Annotated in this window: 12 protein-coding genes; 6 read left to right on the top strand and 6 right to left on the bottom strand. The window is 50.9% G+C overall.

All coding sequences use genetic code 11. The annotated features are described in order from the left end of the window. Positions 1-18: 18 nt before the first annotated feature. The 6 genes from BM091_RS05320 to BM091_RS05295 are packed head-to-tail and all read right to left on the bottom strand — an operon-like array spanning position 19 to position 7,076. Positions 19-1,422, bottom strand: a complete 1,404-nt coding sequence (locus tag BM091_RS05320; protein ID WP_093394031.1) for a sigma-54-dependent transcriptional regulator — start codon at positions 1,420-1,422, stop codon at positions 19-21. Continuing rightward, positions 1,394-2,926: a two-component system sensor histidine kinase NtrB gene (locus BM091_RS05315; RefSeq protein WP_093394030.1), complete on the bottom strand. Its 1,533-nt coding sequence runs from the start codon at positions 2,924-2,926 to the stop codon at positions 1,394-1,396. Before BM091_RS05315 ends, BM091_RS05320 begins: the two co-directional genes overlap by 29 nt. Beyond that, complete coding sequence (locus BM091_RS05310) at positions 2,923-4,284, bottom strand: glucose-6-phosphate isomerase (RefSeq protein WP_093394029.1); 1,362 nt, start codon at positions 4,282-4,284, stop codon at positions 2,923-2,925. The genes BM091_RS05315 and BM091_RS05310 overlap by 4 nt, the downstream gene beginning before the upstream one ends. Before the next feature lie 12 nt (positions 4,285-4,296). After that, on the bottom strand, positions 4,297-5,700 hold the full coding sequence (locus BM091_RS05305) for a replication-associated recombination protein A (protein ID WP_093394027.1): 1,404 nt from the start codon (positions 5,698-5,700) through the stop codon (positions 4,297-4,299). Further along, a complete protein-coding gene (locus tag BM091_RS05300; RefSeq protein ID WP_093394025.1) occupies positions 5,693-6,511 on the bottom strand; it encodes an alpha/beta fold hydrolase in 819 nt (272 codons plus the stop codon). Before BM091_RS05300 ends, BM091_RS05305 begins: the two co-directional genes overlap by 8 nt. A 28-nt stretch (positions 6,512-6,539) precedes the next feature. Beyond that, positions 6,540-7,076 (bottom strand): hypothetical protein, encoded by a 537-nt coding sequence (locus BM091_RS05295; protein ID WP_093394023.1) that lies wholly within the window; start codon positions 7,074-7,076, stop codon positions 6,540-6,542. A 311-nt stretch (positions 7,077-7,387) separates the two neighbouring features. Here BM091_RS05295 and rpmI point away from each other — a divergent pair, with 311 nt between their 5' ends. From rpmI to BM091_RS05260, 6 genes are read left to right on the top strand one after another with little or no spacing between them, the layout of a single operon-like run. Further along, the gene (gene rpmI, locus BM091_RS05285) at positions 7,388-7,585 is read left to right on the top strand and encodes a 50S ribosomal protein L35 (protein WP_093394020.1); all 198 of its coding nucleotides are present in this window, start codon (positions 7,388-7,390) and stop codon (positions 7,583-7,585) included. 32 nt (positions 7,586-7,617) lie between these two features. Beyond that, positions 7,618-7,971, top strand: coding sequence for a 50S ribosomal protein L20 (gene rplT / locus BM091_RS05280; RefSeq protein ID WP_093394018.1), 354 nt, complete (start codon positions 7,618-7,620; stop codon positions 7,969-7,971). Between the two features lie 4 nt (positions 7,972-7,975). Next, on the top strand, positions 7,976-9,004 hold the full coding sequence (gene pheS / locus BM091_RS05275) for a phenylalanine--tRNA ligase subunit alpha (protein WP_093394016.1): 1,029 nt from the start codon (positions 7,976-7,978) through the stop codon (positions 9,002-9,004). A gap of 20 nt (positions 9,005-9,024) precedes the next feature. Further along, positions 9,025-11,427 (top strand): phenylalanine--tRNA ligase subunit beta, encoded by a 2,403-nt coding sequence (pheT, locus tag BM091_RS05270; protein ID WP_093394015.1) that lies wholly within the window; start codon positions 9,025-9,027, stop codon positions 11,425-11,427. 4 nt (positions 11,428-11,431) lie between these two features. Beyond that, complete coding sequence (locus tag BM091_RS05265; RefSeq protein ID WP_093394013.1) at positions 11,432-11,776, top strand: PilZ domain-containing protein; 345 nt, start codon at positions 11,432-11,434, stop codon at positions 11,774-11,776. Between the two features lie 14 nt (positions 11,777-11,790). Beyond that, on the top strand, positions 11,791-15,723 hold the full coding sequence (locus tag BM091_RS05260) for a phosphoribosylformylglycinamidine synthase subunit PurQ (protein ID WP_093394011.1): 3,933 nt from the start codon (positions 11,791-11,793) through the stop codon (positions 15,721-15,723). Position 15,724: the final 1 nt, after the last annotated feature.

Genomic DNA, 15,724 nt, shown 5'->3' with positions numbered 1-15,724 from the left:
CTCACCAGGAAGCTCCTGTCAGGCGAGCACATACCGCGCTCCCCTGCCCTTTCCAATTCTGACCACAACGCCTTTTTCTCTAAGGTCATCGAGCTCTCTGAGAGACTGTCGGGGAGAAATGTTATTGATCTCGGCGTAATACTTATTGGTGATGTACCCGTGTTTCCTTATGAATTCCAGCGCTTTTTCCTGCCTTCTGGTTAGCGGAACCGAGGTCTTTCCACCTTCGATTTCTCGATCCGGTTCGGGATTCCTGACCTCATCCGGTAAATCCCTGAGAGTTATCTCTTCACCCGTTGCCAGTATAAGAGCCCGTTCGATTACATTTTCCAGCTCCCTTACGTTACCCGGCCAGTGATAGTCCATAAGACATCTCATGGCTTCGGGATGAACTCTTACGGGCGACCTTTTACCGAGTTCCCCGGCATATTTGGTCAGAAAGTGCTGTATGAGCAAGGGGATATCCTCTTTTCGCTCTCTAAGAGGCGGAACGTGAATGTGAACGACATTAAGACGATAGAAAAGGTCCTGGCGGAATCGGCCTTCTTCCATCTCGGCTTTAAGATCTCTGTTTGACGCCGCAATAACCCTGACATCGACCCTTATGGTTTCCATACCACCTACCCGTTCGAACTCCATTTCCTGAAGTACCCTCAAGAGCTTTACCTGAAGATGAGGTGACATTTCACTGATCTCATCAAGAAAGAGAGTGCCCTCGTGGGCCAGCTCAAAGCGTCCTTTTCTTCTCTGAACCGCTCCGGTAAAGGCTCCCTTTTCGTGCCCGAAAAGCTCGCTTTCGAGCAGTGTCTCCGGAAGGGCACCACAGTTAACCGATACGAAGGGCTTGTCGCGTCTAGGGCTATGATAGTGGATGGCACGGGCTATAAGCTCTTTTCCGGTGCCGGATTCTCCGGTTATGAGCACCGTGGCCTTGGAGGGGGCTATTTTCTCGATGGTATCAAAAAGCTTTTTCATCACGGGGCTCTTGCCCACGATATTGCTAAATCTGTACCGTTCTTCAACTTCCCTTTGAAGCTCTTTCTTGGCCGAAACCAGCCTGAAGTGTTCAAGAGCCTTTGAAACGACCACCAGAAACTCTTCGTTGGTAAAGGGCTTGCAGATATAATCAAAGGCTCCCTTTTTCATGGCTTCAACGGCCTTTTCCACCGTGCCGTAGGCCGTCATCATTATTATGGGAACATCGGGTTTAGCCCTGTGCAGACGGTCCAGAAAGGTTATCCCGTCTATCTCCGGCATTTTCATATCGGTTACAACAACATCCACATCGTTGTTCATCGCAATCTGCAGGGCTTCACGGGCGTTGTCGGCGGTCAGGACCTCATAACCCTCGTCTTCGAGAATTTCCTCAAGTACGATAAGCCAGTTCTTCTCATCATCCACCACCAGCACTATTGGCTTCATCTCTCCTTTCCGCCTCCCTCAGGGGAATTTTAACCGTAACGGCCGTGCCCTTCCCTTCGGCACTCTCCACAAAAATCTCACCACCGTGCTCTTCAACTATGGATCTCACAATGGCCAGTCCCAGCCCCGTCCCTCTTTCCTTCGTCGTAAAAAAAGGCCTGAAAATCTTGTCCCTGATCGAATCGTCTATACCCGGACCGGTATCCCTCACGGTAACGAGGAAACTCCCTTCCCCATTAACCATACCACCAGCCCTGATACCGTCAAACCCGTCCAGCTTTGTTTCCACCGTAAGAGTTCCCCCGGTCTTTTCCATTGCCTGAAGGGCATTGGTTATGATGTTGTAAAAAGCCCGGTAAAGAAGCAATTCGTCGGCCTGAACCCGCACGCCGGCTCCTGAAAAGCTTTTCTCCACCCGGATACCCGAAGAGGACCATTGAGAAGTGAGAGTTGCAAGAATCCTGTTGAGGATCTCTTCCACGTCGCAGGGGGCAATTTGAGGCTCTTTAGGACGGGCGAAATCCAGAAACTCCACAACAATATTGTTAAGCCTGGATGCTTCTTCAATTATAATACCCGCAAGGCGCTTCTGCTTCTCATCGGACAGTCTGTTTTGAAGCAGTTGAGCGGTGCTGTTAATAATCCCCAGGGGATTTTTTATCTCGTGGGAAACAGAGGCTATCATTTCGCCCAGAGTTGCAAGATGCTCCGCTCTGTGAAGCCGTTCACGCAGACGCTGTCTTTCCTCGGCACGGCGTTCTATAATGATCTCTGCCCGCTTGGCTATGAGCGCAAGGGCAACGAGAAGGACGCCGCAGAAAACGGTAAAACCGCCGATAACAAACCACTGAAACCGAAATATCATCTCATAATCACGAGATACATCCTGGATTACCTCAAAAACACCGAGAATCTTTCCCCTCTTCCATGTAAAGGGCCTCTCTTCCCACATGGGGATATAGGTCTTCAGCCTGAAGGCCCTCTTACCCCAGGGCCATTCAAAACCCAGAAAGGACTTACCGCCTTCAAAGACCGAAACGCTTTCTCCGGCCGTAACTCTTTTGAAAATGTCCCCCAGGTTAACCTTTTTGCCCAAATCATCGGATTCGGTACTGTAGGTAAGGATTTGATTCAGGTCATAGATATTAACCTTTTCGACCGAAAGACCGTGAATTGCCGTCCTCACCACCCTGTCAAGCCGTTCGTACTGCTGAGGCCTCCGCAATTCGATGGTTTTTTCCACAATCAGCACAGGAAGGGTGAACTGGTACCAGACCTGATAATTCAGGTTCTCGGCAACCAGAGCGGCGTATTCCTCGCTTTTTCTCAAAATGATTTCCTTTACTCCACGGGCAATAAAAGCCGAAAGGATAAAAGTGCTGACCAGCACGACTACAAGGCTGGACAGCGAAAGGAACTTTACAAGTTCAAAAGGTTGAACTCTTTCAAGCTCTTCAATGTTTCTTTTAACGCCCTTCCTCAAGGTCAATCCCAACCTTTTCAAAGATACCTTACGAACTCCTCAAACCCTTTACGACCCATAAGTCCGTAAGTCATCTTCTTCGAGAGCTCGACTCCCGGCTGATCAAAAGGATTCACGCCGTACAGGTATCCCATAAAAACCGTTTGAAGCTCGTAAAGGAAAAAGGCCTGCCCTATTGTGTAGGGGGTAACCTGGGGAAACCACAGTGTGATATTCGGGCGTCCGGCCTCAGCAAGAGCCCAGGCAGTGGCTCGCTGTTCTGCGTGGAAAAGTTCTCCCATTTTCTTGCCACCCAGATATCCTGCATCTGCCAGCGATTCTTCTTCTGCCGGAGGAATGTCAACATCGGCGGGCCAGGATTTTACGCCTATGAAAGTTATGATTTTGTTGTTCGGCCCTTCCCTGTACAGTTGAAGTTGAGAATGCTGATCCGTAACCCCTCGAGCCTTGACGGGCGTGGGTCCATAGAGTTTCTCTCCTACTTTCTTCCCAAGGCTTTCGGCTATGAGCTGCCTCAGCCAATCGGCAAAGGAATAAAGGGAATCGGAGTAAGCCCAATAAACGTGAATATTCTTACCCTTGTCCAGATCGGCTATTACATGGTAGAGACCGTTACAGTATGCAGGGTTTTCTATTACGGAGGCGGTTTCGCACAGTGCCGCCATGGCTCTGGCACCTTCACGCAGTTCCCTGATGTCCAACCCAAGAAGAGCTGCCGGCACAAGCCCTACTGCCGAAAGAACCGAAAAACGACCGCCAAGCCCGGGAGGTATGTCGCAGCTCAGAACGCCTGACTCTCTCACCCACGATCGAAGTACACCTTTGTCGGGGTCCGTAACAACAACGAAATGCTTTTTAAGAGCTTCCCGTCCCAGTAACGAAACAACCCTTTCCTTTACGATAAGGAACTGACTTAAAGTTTCAGCCGTCGTTCCGGACTTGCTTATGACGACGAAGACGGTCCGTCCGAGATCCACCATATCCAGAAACTGTGAGAAGGTAAGGGGATCTATGTTATCAAGAACGAAAAAACGAGGCCTTGTAGTGAGGTTGTAAAAGGGGCTGACGAGTGCATCGAACAATGCCTGAGCTCCAAGGGCAGACCCACCTATCCCGAGTACAACGATGTTGTCAACAAGCCTGCCCTTGAAGTGTTCGGCTATCTCTAAAACCCGTTCTTCGACCTTTTCGTCCTCGATTATGTCCCAGAAAGCCAGAAGTCCCGATTCCCGTTCCTTTAGGATCCGTTCATGTACTTTTCGGGCTTCTGGGAGCCACCGCTCCACATCTTCATCGGCAATACCGTCCTGAACTCCCACCGCCAGGGCCCTGCAATAGGCCCAATCAAACCCTATCATGCCTTTCGCCGTCCCGGTCATAGCCTCTCCTGTTTATTGATCGCGTTTTTCGGACTGCGGCTCACCGGAGCCCTTCTGCTTAACGTCATCACCTTTCTTCCGGAAGAGCTTCCGAACCTTCTCCCGCCTCTCCTCAAGGACTTTTCGCCACTTCCCTTCCCAGCCCAGATGTCCCGGTTCGTAAAAAATCGTGCTTTCATACCCCTCGGGCATGTAGTTTTCGGGAACCCATCCACCGGCGTATTCATGAGGATATTTGTAATCCCTTGAGTAGCCCAGCCGTTCCATAAGTGCCGTCGGGGCGTTTCTAAGATGAAGGGGTACCGGAATAGAGCCGGTCTGTGCCGCCAGAGCTCTGGCTTTTTTAAAAGCTACATAAACCCTGTTGCTCTTTGGAGCCATGGCCACGTAAACGGCCGCCTGAGCCAGAGCAAGGTCCCCTTCAGGGCTTCCCATAAACTGATAGGCCTGCATTGCACTTATCGCTTCCACCAGCGCAAAGGGATCGGCAAGGCTTACGTCTTCGCAGGCCGCCTGCACGATTCTCCGGGCAATGTAGAGAGGATCCTCTCCGGCCTCCAGCATCCTAGCCAGCCAGTAAAGAGCCGCATCGGGATCACTGCCGCGGAGGCTTTTGTGAAAGGCCGATATGAGATCGTAATGCTGATCTCCCGATTTGTCGTAGCGAACGGCCGGACGCTGCATGGCATCTCTGACGGCCTGAGCGTCTATTTGCCTTACCCCCCTGTCCGGATCCGGTGGAGTGGTCATGACAACGGCTTCGAGAGTATTAAGCAGGCGACGGGCATCTCCTCCGGCCCAGTCGATAAGAAGCGATCTGGCCTCCCGGGTTATTTCAGCAGGGTAAGCCCCCAGGCCTCTTTCAACATCAGAAAGGGCCCTGTCCAGAATGACGGACAGGTCCTCCGCAGAAAGAGGCTCCAACAGCAAAACATGGACCCTTGAGAGCAGCGGATGGATTATTTCAAAAGAAGGGTTCTCGGTTGTTGCTCCTATAAGACGTATCGTACCCGCTTCCACATGCGGGAGCAGGACGTCCTGCTGAGCCTTGTTCAATCTGTGAATTTCATCAAGAAAAAGCCATGCCCTTTTAGCCTGAGTTCTCCAGATCTGCCGCGCCTCTTCGACGGCCGCTCTGATTTCAGGAACACCCGCCGTTACCGCAGAATAGAAAATGAAGTGCCCCCCGGCCGCATCGACGATAAGCCGGGCAAGGGTTGTTTTTCCCGTCCCCGGAGGCCCCCAGAAGATAAGCGAAGGAAATTCACGGCTTCGAAAGTATCTCCACAATATCTTCCCGGGGGCAAGCAGGTGTCTCTGTCCTACAAACTCATCAATACTCCGGGGTCTCATCCTTTCGGCCAGAGGCGCTAGCTCGGCAAACCCCGTATATCTATCACTCAAGACCCTATCCATTACTCCGGTCCAAAAACTCCTTAAAAAAGGAATCAACGGTGCTGTTAAAAAGTTCCGGGTTTTCTAAGTGTATCGCATGTCCGATATTCTCCCATTCGACAAGTCTTGCATTGGGTATAAGTTCGGCAAGAACCCGGGAATTTTCCGGAGGAACAAGTATATCATCCTTTCCGGTAATTATCAGCACAGGACATTTCAAAGCAGAAAGTTTTTCACAGACATCAAAGGTATTGATTGCCGCCACCTGGGCCTGGAATGCATCAATGGGCTGAGGCGGCATGCTGAGATGAACCTTCTTGTATTCTTCTATCTCTTCGGGATGCTTCTCCCGGAAAGCGGGCCCGAAAAGTAAAGGAATATTTTTATCGAGAATTTCCTCCGGGGTAAGCCCCTGGTTATTACCAAGCCTTTCGAGCACCCAGGCTTCGGGAGCAATCCTTCTGGCCCTCCCGCAATGAGTGCACCCGAGAACCATTGCTCTGACCCTGTCCGGAGCCATGACGGCAAGCTGCTGGGCAATCATTCCACCCATGGAAATGCCCACGACAAAAGCTCTGTCTATTCCCAACTCCTCTAAAAGCGCTAAGGCATCACCGGCAAAGTCCTCCATAGAATAAGGCCCGGGCGGCATGGAAGATCTGCCGGCTCCACGATTGTCAAAAACTATAACTCTATACCTTTCTTTGAAATAAGGAATCTGCCTGTACCAGGACCAGGCACCACCGCTTAACCCGCTTAAGAAAATCAAAGGAGCACCATCACCGTGGACTTCATAATAGATCTCCACCTCACCGTTCTTGCAGTAAGCCATAAGTCCCCCTCCTGTCCAATCCCTTAACTCAGCGCCTCAGAAAATTCTCCTCTTCTCCCTCGCTTTCTCTTTCAAAGTCAAAAAATATGTGGCCAATTCGCCGTCCCCCCACTCCCTTCCATTTTTCCGGCACCTTCTCCCTCACCGATGAGACCATGCCTATTTCGACTGAGTGAGTAACCATATTACTCCTATTACCCTCTGCATCCACGGCCGACATCTCAATGCGAAGATATTCAACGTTGTAAAGCCGGGGAACATCAATGGTCATAAATCCCACAATGCGCGACCCTTTACCCTCTTTTAACGGTATGTAGTGTCGTGAGAACATATTCCCGCCAAGCTGGGATACCGTCACCCAAAACCCCACAAGATCCCCGTCTTTATCCTCTGCATCGACAAAGATCGGTAGTATCCTGCCCGAAGGTATCCTGGAATAGGTGAAGGAATCCACGATCTCAGGTGGCCGACCGATAACCTCAGACGGATCCTTCTGCACCGGCGGCACCGAAACAACGCACCCGGCACAAAATAAAGCAATCAGCGCAACCGTAAACTTTCTCATGGCACATTACCTCTCGATTTGAAATTGTCCTCAAGTCATTTTAATTTATTTTCCCTATGAGACAAAAAGTGAATGAACCCAAAATTCCTGATCTTCTTTTCAGAGAGCCCCAGAGGCCGCCCCAAAAATGTCTCTATCTCCCACCCAACAGATTGTTTATCGGCAGCACTGGCGCTATTATAGGGGCCACCGTCAAGGAGACGGAAAAGATCTTGACAGAAAAGATCGGTATTCATAGAGTACTCGCTTCGATTAAAGGAATATTGTTGTGCTACGCCAGGATGCAGAAGAACAGTTGAGGAGATGACGGAATGCCGAAATTAAAAACACACAGAGGAGCGGCAAAGCGGTTTAAGGTTTCGGGTACCGGGAAGCTCATTCGCTCCAAGGCCTATAAAAGTCACCTGCTTACGCACAAGAACAGAAAACGCAAAAGACGCCTGAAACGTAAAGCCGTAGTGACAGGTGCTGCCGTACAGGCACTTAAAAGAATTTTGCCCTATTCTTAACGAATATTTTGGAATTACAGGGGGAAATCGTCATGACCCGTGTTAAAAAGGCTGTAAAATCGCGTCGCCGTCGAAAGAAAATCATCAAGATGGCAAAGGGCTACCGTGGAGCCCGTGGAAAGCTCCTGCGCCAGGCAAGTGAAGCCGTTGTCCGCGCTCACAAGTACGCTTACAGGGATCGCAGGCGTAAGAAGCGGGATTTCAGAAGACTGTGGATTCAAAGGATTAATGCCGCCGTAAGACAACAGGGTCTTAATTACTCCACCTTCATTTACGGTCTGAAAAAAGCAAACATCGGAATGGACAGAAAAGTGCTTGCCGGCCTTGCAGTGCAGGATCCTGATGCCTTCAAGGCCGTTGTGGAACGCGTAAAGGAAGTTCTCTAGAGTCATGGAAGAGCAGATAAAAGAGCTTTTAGAGCAGGCCCTGAGAGACCTTGAGGCTGCGGGAAGTGATCTGAAAGAAATCGACGGCGTAAGGGTAAAGTACCTGGGGAAGAAAGGGCAACTCACGGCGCTTCTTAGAAAGCTCGGTACGCTGGATCCGGCCCTCCGCCCCGTAGCAGGGAAGGCTCTAAACGAGGCGCGGGAAAACATTGAAAAAGCAATCGAAGAGGCCAGGAAACGGGCTAAAGAAGCCGTTATCCTGAGAATAGAGCCCTTTGACGTAACCGTACCCGGAAGGCGTCCCGCCGTCGGGAGCATACATCCCATCACCCAGACGGCCCGTGAAATAGCCAGGATCTTCGTGCAAATGGGTTTTGAAATAGTTGAAGGGCCTGAGGTTGAGCTTGATTACTATAACTTTGAAGCACTCAACATTCCAAAGGATCATCCCGCCCGGGACATGCAGGATACTTTTTACGTTTCCGAAGATGTGGTTCTCCGAACCCACACCTCTCCAATTCAGATCCGGGTAATGGAAAAACGGAAGCCACCGGTTCAGATAATAGCACCCGGCAAAGTTTACCGATGTGACTCCGACATGACCCATTCTCCCATGTTCCATCAGGTCGAAGGGCTGATGGTCGGAAAAAATGTTTCCTTTGCAGACCTCAAAGGCGTTCTAACCCTCTTCGTTCACCAGATGTTCGGCACTCACATCGGGGTCAGATTTCGACCCAGTTTTTTCCCCTTCACCGAACCCAGCGCGGAAGTGGATATTCAGTGCGTAATCTGCGGAGGTAGCGGCTGCAGGGTCTGTTCTGAAACCGGATGGCTCGAAATTCTGGGATGCGGGATGGTTGACCCTGCCGTTTACGGTTATGTGGGCTACGACCCCGAAGAAGTAACCGGTTTTGCTTTCGGAATGGGCATTGAGCGCATTGCCATGCTCAAATGGGGTATTAACGATCTCCGTATGTTCTTTGAAAACGACATCCGCTTTCTTCACCAGTTCAGGTTCACTCCAAAACCGTAGTTGCAGTCAGGAGTGGCAACATGCGATTAAGCTTCAGGTGGTTAAGGGCCTATGTTGAAATCGATGCAACCGCCCATGAGGTTGCAGACCGCCTTACCATGGCCGGCCTTGAAGTCGAAGGAGTTTATGATCGATTTCCTCATCTGAAAAAGGTTGTCCCGGCAAAGATATTGCGCGTTATGAACCATCCATCTGCAGACCGCCTGAAGCTGTGCAGGTGCACGGACGGGAATCGCGAGTACGGAATCGTCTGCGGTGCTCCCAACGTAAGAGAGGGAATAACGGTCCCTCTTGCCCTGCCCGGAGCAAAACTTCCAAGCGGTATTCGTATAGGTGAAGCCCTGATACGGGGAGAAAAGTCCGAAGGAATGCTTGCATCTCAAAAAGAGCTGGGCCTTGGAGAAGATGCATCAGGCTTATGGATTTTACCCGACGACATACCCCTGGGAATCCCTCTTGACCGCGCTCTCGACATTGAGGACTGGATCCTTGAGATTTCCGTTACCCCCAACCGGGGAGACTGTCTGTCTGTAATCGGACTGGCCAGAGAGGTCGCGGCACTGTACGGCAAAAAGGTCAGGTATCCGGAAATTTCTCTTTCCGAAGAGGGGCCTCCGGTAGAACAGGTTGCCCGTGTAGACATAGAGGATCCGGAGAAGTGCCCCAGATACACGGCCAGAGTGCTTTTCGATGTTACCATAGGTCCTTCGCCCAGATGGATGGTGGACAGGCTTGAGTCGGCTGGCATCAGATCCATAAACAATGTGGTGGATGTAACGAATTATGTGATGCTGGAGATGGGGCAACCTCTGCACGCCTTTGACTATGATCGGCTTGCAGAGCATCGCATTGTCGTCCGCTGTGCAAGAAGCGGAGAAGTCTTCCGAACTCTGGATGGACAGGACAGAATTCTTTTCGACGATACCCTTATGATCTGCGACGGACGGGGGCCTGTTGCCATAGGCGGAATTATGGGTGGCGAAAATTCCGAAATAACCTCCGAAACACGCCATGTGCTAATAGAAAGCGCCTGGTTTAACCCCCTTTCGATAAGACGCACGAGCAAGAAACTGCGTTTGTCTTCGGAATCGAGCTACCGCTTTGAGCGCTCCGTGGACCCCGAAGGCGTGGTAAAAGCACTTGATCGAGCGGCTCAGCTGATGATGGAGACTGCGGGCGGACGGCTTGCGAGGGGAATTATCGACGTTTATCCCAGACCCCATCGGAGACCGGTGCTCCACCTCAGGGTTGATCGAACAAATCGATACCTGGGCACCTCTTTTTCCGTCGAAGAGATGGAATCGGCGCTGAAACGACTGGAAATGGAGGTTGATAAAATCGACGGCAATAACCTAAGGGTTATTCCACCTTCTTACCGTCAGGATGTTACACGTGAGGTGGATCTAACGGAGGAAATCGCAAGAATAATCGGTTACGACAGGGTGCCGACCAAACACCCCGGAACCACGGTAATGCCCAGGGAAGAAGATACCCATTTGCGCCTGAGAGAAGAACTGAAAGATCTGTGCAGGGGTATGGGGCTTACGGAGATTTTAACGTTTTCCTTCATCTCGCAGAGTTCACTCGGCAAACTGAGACTTCCGGAAAGGGATGTCCGACTCAGACCCATAAAACTCATGAATCCTCTGAGCGAAGAACAGGCGGTCATGCGCACCAGCCTGATTCCCAATATGCTGGAGACGATAAGATTCAATCTGGACAGACAGAACGAATCACTTCGGCTTTTTGAATTGAGCAAGGTTTTCATCCCCAAAGGAACCGATCAGCTACCTCAGGAAGATTTTCAGCTGGTCGTTGCCCTTACCGGATTAAGGACCGATGATCCACTCTACGATCCAAACCCGGCCGACTACGCCGACATCAAGGGTATCTGCGAAAACATTATGGACTTCTTCAGAATACCTGAGGTGAAATACTCAAAAGACGAATTGCCTCCGTACATGGATCCGGTTAAGGCGGCATCTCTGTTCGTGAAGGGAGAGTATGTGGGAACGGTGGGCAAAATCCACCCCCTCGTTGTTGAGGCCTTTGATATTGCCGTTCCCGTATGGCTTCTGGAGCTGGACTTTGAAAAGCTATTTCGCATGAGAGGGCTCTCGCTGAGTTTCCGACCTCTTCCCAAATATCCTTTTGTGCCCCGGGACCTTGCCGTTGTTGCCGACGAAGACTTTCCGGTTCAGGAAATTCTGGATTACCTGAATAATCTTGAAGAACCCCTTCTTGAAAAGGTTTTCATATTCGACATTTTCAGAAGTAAACAACTGGGCGAGGGCAAGAAAAGCGTTGCATATAGGATTATCTACAGACACCCGGAAAGAAGCCTTACCGACGAGGAAGTAAACGAGCTTCACGGACGTATTGTTCAGAAGATCCTGGAAACCTTTGATTTAAGACTCAGGTGAAACCATGGCTCAACCAAAACCCGTACAGGTATTGATGTACATAGGTGATGACATATTCGTGGGCACCTCTAACAATTTCGGGCCCGAGGGAATACTAATACAGATGTCCGATCCGCCCATGCTGGGAACTCCGGTAAAGTTGAAACTCCAGTTTCCCGATCTTCCCAATGCAATCGAAGCTGCGGGTGAAGTCGTGTGGACTAACCCTTACGGAACCGGAGATGCTTACGTTCCCAAGGGATGCGCCGTGAAGTTTAAGGGGTTGCCCAGCGACGTGGCTTCTGCTCTGAACAACCTATCATTTCAGTATCATCAGTCCGGTGATCCTCTGAAGTTTTACTACTCCTGACGAAAGTAGAACACATGATAAAGAGGCTGGAAATAAGTCTTAAGAAGAACCTGCCTGACCCTGAAGGTGCTCTTCTGGCAAGAAGAATTCGCGATTACTTCGGCATTGAGATCGGCAGAATAAGAGTCGTACGGGTCATAACCTTTGATCTTGATTTATCCGAAGATGAGTTTGAAGCTATAAGAAAGCACATTTTTACAAACCCGGTAATACACGAATCCTCTTTTGAAACTCTCATAAGGGACCCTCAGTGGGTGATATGGGTTGGGTTAAGGCCCGGCGTTAAGGATACGGCAGGAGAGGTAGCCCTTGAGGCGGTCAGAGATTACCTGCTGGCCCTGCAATCGGAAAGGTATGAAGGAATTGCGGAACGAGGTGCCGCCTTTACGTCAAAGTTGTACGAGATAGAAGGTGGTAAACTCAGGCGCGCGGATCTGGAGCGCATTGCAGGAGAACTTCTCGCCAATGATTTGATACAGCAGTGGAAGATCTTTTCAGGGCAGGAGTGGGATAACGATAGAGGCATAGGGTTTATCCTGCCCAGGGTTATCCTTGAGAAAGGGGCTTCCGTAACAACCATTCCGATTCCGTCCGACAAAGCTCTTGAAGAACTAAGCAGAGAGCGAAATCTGGCTCTGAACCCTCAGGACATACCCGTCATACGAAACTATTTCAACCGCCCTGAAGTCCGTGCTTTCAGGGCCCGGGTGGGCCTTGGAGACCCAACCGATGTGGAACTGGAGGCCATTTCTCAGGCAAGGAGCGACCATTGCAATCATAACACCTTTCGGGGATACTTCGAGTACATAGATCTGGATACCGGTCAGGTCACCAAAATAGATAATCTCTTTAAAACCTTCATAGAAAAACCGACCCTGAAAATTGCTTCCGAAAAAGACTGGGTGGTATCGGTTCTCTGGGATAATGCCGGAGTTGCACGGTTTGACGACCACCACCACTACGTAATAACCGGAGAAACTCATAACAGCCCTTCCAACATGGAGGCTTACGGTGGGGCGCTGACCGGCATCGTGGGCGTATATCGGGACATCATGGGAACCGGAAAAGGGGCCAGGATGGTCGGAGGCATGTACGGATACTGCGTGGGCCATCGGGATTACAATGGGCCCCTGCGACCTCATCTTCATCCCCGACGTTTGCTCGACGGCGTTGTTGAAGGTGTCAGGGACGGAGGGAACAAGCACGGAGTACCGACTTTATACGGTCTCCTGTATTTCCATCCCTCCTATATGGGCAAATGCCTGGTATTCGTCTCTTCTGTGGGGATAATGCCTCATAGCGTACCCAACGGACCCTGTCACATGAAGCGGCCGTCTCCCGGCGACCTCATCGTCATGTGTGGAGGCCGCGTCGGTAAAGACGGAATTCACGGAGTTACTGCCTCCAGCGAGGTTTATTCCGAACACACTCCGGCAGGTCATGTGCAGATTGGAGACCCTTACACGCAGAAAAAAATGCACGACTTTCTTCTGGAGGCCCGTGACGAAGGCCTCATTTCCTTCATAACCGACAACGGGGGAGGAGGTCTTTCTTCATCTATAGGTGAATCTGCACGAATTGCCGGTGGTGCTTACGTGGAACTGGATAAAGTACCGCTAAAATACGAAGGACTCGACGCCTGGGAGATCTGGGTTTCGGAATCTCAGGAGCGCATGACCGTCGGCGTGAAGCCCGAACACATCGACCGTTTCATGGAGCTTTCAAAAAAACACGAAGTGGAAAGCACGGTCATAGGGCGTTACGAAGATAGCGGCAAGCTGCACCTGGTCTATAAAGGAAAGACCTGTGCTTACCTCGATATAAGCTTTTTTGAAGAAGAGTTTCCCCAGTGGAAGTTTCGGGCGGAATGGATCGGCCCGGAGCGAAGAGGCCTGAGAGAACCCGTAATCCAGGAACCATCGGATTACGGATCGCTTCTAAGAAAGATGCTGTCACGGCCCAACCTCCATTCCCGGGAGTGGATACACCGTCAGTACGACCACGAAGTACAGGGCGGAAGTGTTATAAAGTATTTCGTGGGAAAAACCAGAGATATTCCCTCTGATGCGGTGGTAATAAGACCTGTCCTTAATTCCAAACGGGGGCTTGCAATAGCCCAGGCACTTCACCCGCTTTACGGGATCATAGACACCTATCACATGGTGGCCGCATCCATCGACGAATGTGTAAGACGGCTTGTTGCGGTGGGCGGAGACATGTCTCAAATAGGGGGCGTTGACAATTTCTGCTGGCCCTCCATTCAATTCGACCCGGAAACCAACCCGGACGGCTTTTACAAAGCAGCCCAGCTTGTTCGTGCCTGCATGGCTTTGAAGGATTACTGCCTGGACTTCGGCATCCCACTGCTCTCCGGGAAAGACAGCATGTATGTGGACGGAATGCTCAGAGGAGAATTCGGAGAGCGCCATAAGGTTTCAGGCCTTCCCACGATGCAATTTACGGCGACATCCGTAGTGCCCGACATTAACGACTGCATAACACCGGAGTTCAAACAGCCGGGTGATTACATTTACATTCTGGGCGTTACACGAAACGAGCTGGGCGGGTCGGAGTATTATGATCTCTTCGGCTATACCGGTCTAAACGTCCCAAAGGTCAACACCAGAGAGCTAATACCGCTCTACAGAGCACTGGAACGGGCTATTCGGTCTCGCCTTCTGGCCTCCTGCCACGGGATATACAGAGGCGGCCTTGCCGTTCACCTTGCAATGTGTGCCATTGGAGGATGTCTTGGAGCCAGAATTGATCTTGGTTCAGTACCCTCTGAAGGAGTATCCCGAAACGATACCCTTCTTTTCAGCGAATCGGCAGGCCGTTTTCTGGTAACCGTTGCTCCGGAGGACAGAAAAGCTTTTGAAGAAATTTTCAGGGGCCTGCCCTTTGCGTGTATAGGAAAAGTCCTCGAAGAACAGACCCTTGAGTGCACAGCCCTGAACGGCGGGGTTCTTTTCAAGGAAGACCTCGGGGCATTGAAAAAGGCATGGTCGGGAAGGGAAATCATAGAAGAAGAATACGGTATGTATCCCATAACGGCCGGGTCGGATTGTGTCTATAGAGCAGCCGGAGTCGAAAAGATAGGGTTAAAGTCCTCCGGTTTCCCGGGTTTAAAATCGAAAATCAAAGCCCTCGTGCTCACGGGGTTTGGACTGAACTGCGATGTGGAAACCGCCTACGCGCTGGAGAAGGCCGGAGCGATCGTCGAGCGCGTTCACCTCAACGATCTTATAGAAGGTCGAAAAAACATCGAAGATTACAGAATTTTTGTCATCGACGGCGGCTTTTCCTGGGCCGACGAACACGGAGCCGGCCTGATTATGGCCGTCAGAATGAAACACCGTCTGGGGGACAGGCTGTTCGAATTCGTCGAAAAAGAGGGGCTCGTACTCGGGATCTGTAACGGCTTTCAGGTTCTGGTAAATCTGGGCCTTCTTCCGGGCATAACCCCGGGGAGCTTTTCCAGAGATGTGGCCCTCATAGCCAATGACTGCGGTCGCTTTATAGACGAGTGGGTGTGGCTTCAGGTCAATCAGAAGTCGCCCTGTGTATTCACTCAGGGCCTGGAAGTTTCGACCCTGGAGTATCCTGTTCGTCATGGAGAAGGAAAATTCTATGCAGAACCACAGGTAGTGGAGCTTCTTAAGAGGAACAATCAGGTTGTCTTCAGATATGCCCTGCCTGACGGTACTCCTGCAAGGGGTCGATTTCCCTTCAATCCCAACGGTTCTCTTGAGGACATTGCCGGTATTTGCGACATAACGGGTCGTGTGCTTGGAATGATGCCCCATCCCGAAGCCTACAACCACTGGACAAATCACCCCGACTGGCCCCTCCACAAAGAATATCTGAGAAGGCGAGGAACAGCCTATCCTGAGGAAGGCCTTGGAATCGTCCTTTTCAGGAATGCCCTTCGGGTTCTGAGTGAATAAA

The organism is Thermodesulforhabdus norvegica, assembly GCF_900114975.1.
Classification (GTDB): Bacteria; Desulfobacterota; Syntrophobacteria; order Syntrophobacterales; family Thermodesulforhabdaceae; genus Thermodesulforhabdus; species Thermodesulforhabdus norvegica.
This window is presented reverse-complemented; position numbering and strand designations above follow the sequence as displayed.

Coding starts and splice junctions, on each gene's coding strand:
- BM091_RS05320 (WP_093394031.1), bottom strand. CDS start 1,422: ATGAAGCCAATAGTGCTGGTGGTGGATGATGAGAAGAACTGGCTTATC.
- BM091_RS05310 (WP_093394029.1), bottom strand. CDS start 4,284: ATGACCGGGACGGCGAAAGGCATGATAGGGTTTGATTGGGCCTATTGC.
- BM091_RS05305 (WP_093394027.1), bottom strand. CDS start 5,700: ATGGATAGGGTCTTGAGTGATAGATATACGGGGTTTGCCGAGCTAGCG.
- BM091_RS05300 (WP_093394025.1), bottom strand. CDS start 6,511: ATGGCTTACTGCAAGAACGGTGAGGTGGAGATCTATTATGAAGTCCAC.
- BM091_RS05295 (WP_093394023.1), bottom strand. CDS start 7,076: ATGAGAAAGTTTACGGTTGCGCTGATTGCTTTATTTTGTGCCGGGTGC.
- rpmI (WP_093394020.1), top strand. CDS start 7,388: ATGCCGAAATTAAAAACACACAGAGGAGCGGCAAAGCGGTTTAAGGTT.
- rplT (WP_093394018.1), top strand. CDS start 7,618: ATGACCCGTGTTAAAAAGGCTGTAAAATCGCGTCGCCGTCGAAAGAAA.
- pheS (WP_093394016.1), top strand. CDS start 7,976: ATGGAAGAGCAGATAAAAGAGCTTTTAGAGCAGGCCCTGAGAGACCTT.
- pheT (WP_093394015.1), top strand. CDS start 9,025: ATGCGATTAAGCTTCAGGTGGTTAAGGGCCTATGTTGAAATCGATGCA.
- BM091_RS05265 (WP_093394013.1), top strand. CDS start 11,432: ATGGCTCAACCAAAACCCGTACAGGTATTGATGTACATAGGTGATGAC.
- BM091_RS05260 (WP_093394011.1), top strand. CDS start 11,791: ATGATAAAGAGGCTGGAAATAAGTCTTAAGAAGAACCTGCCTGACCCT.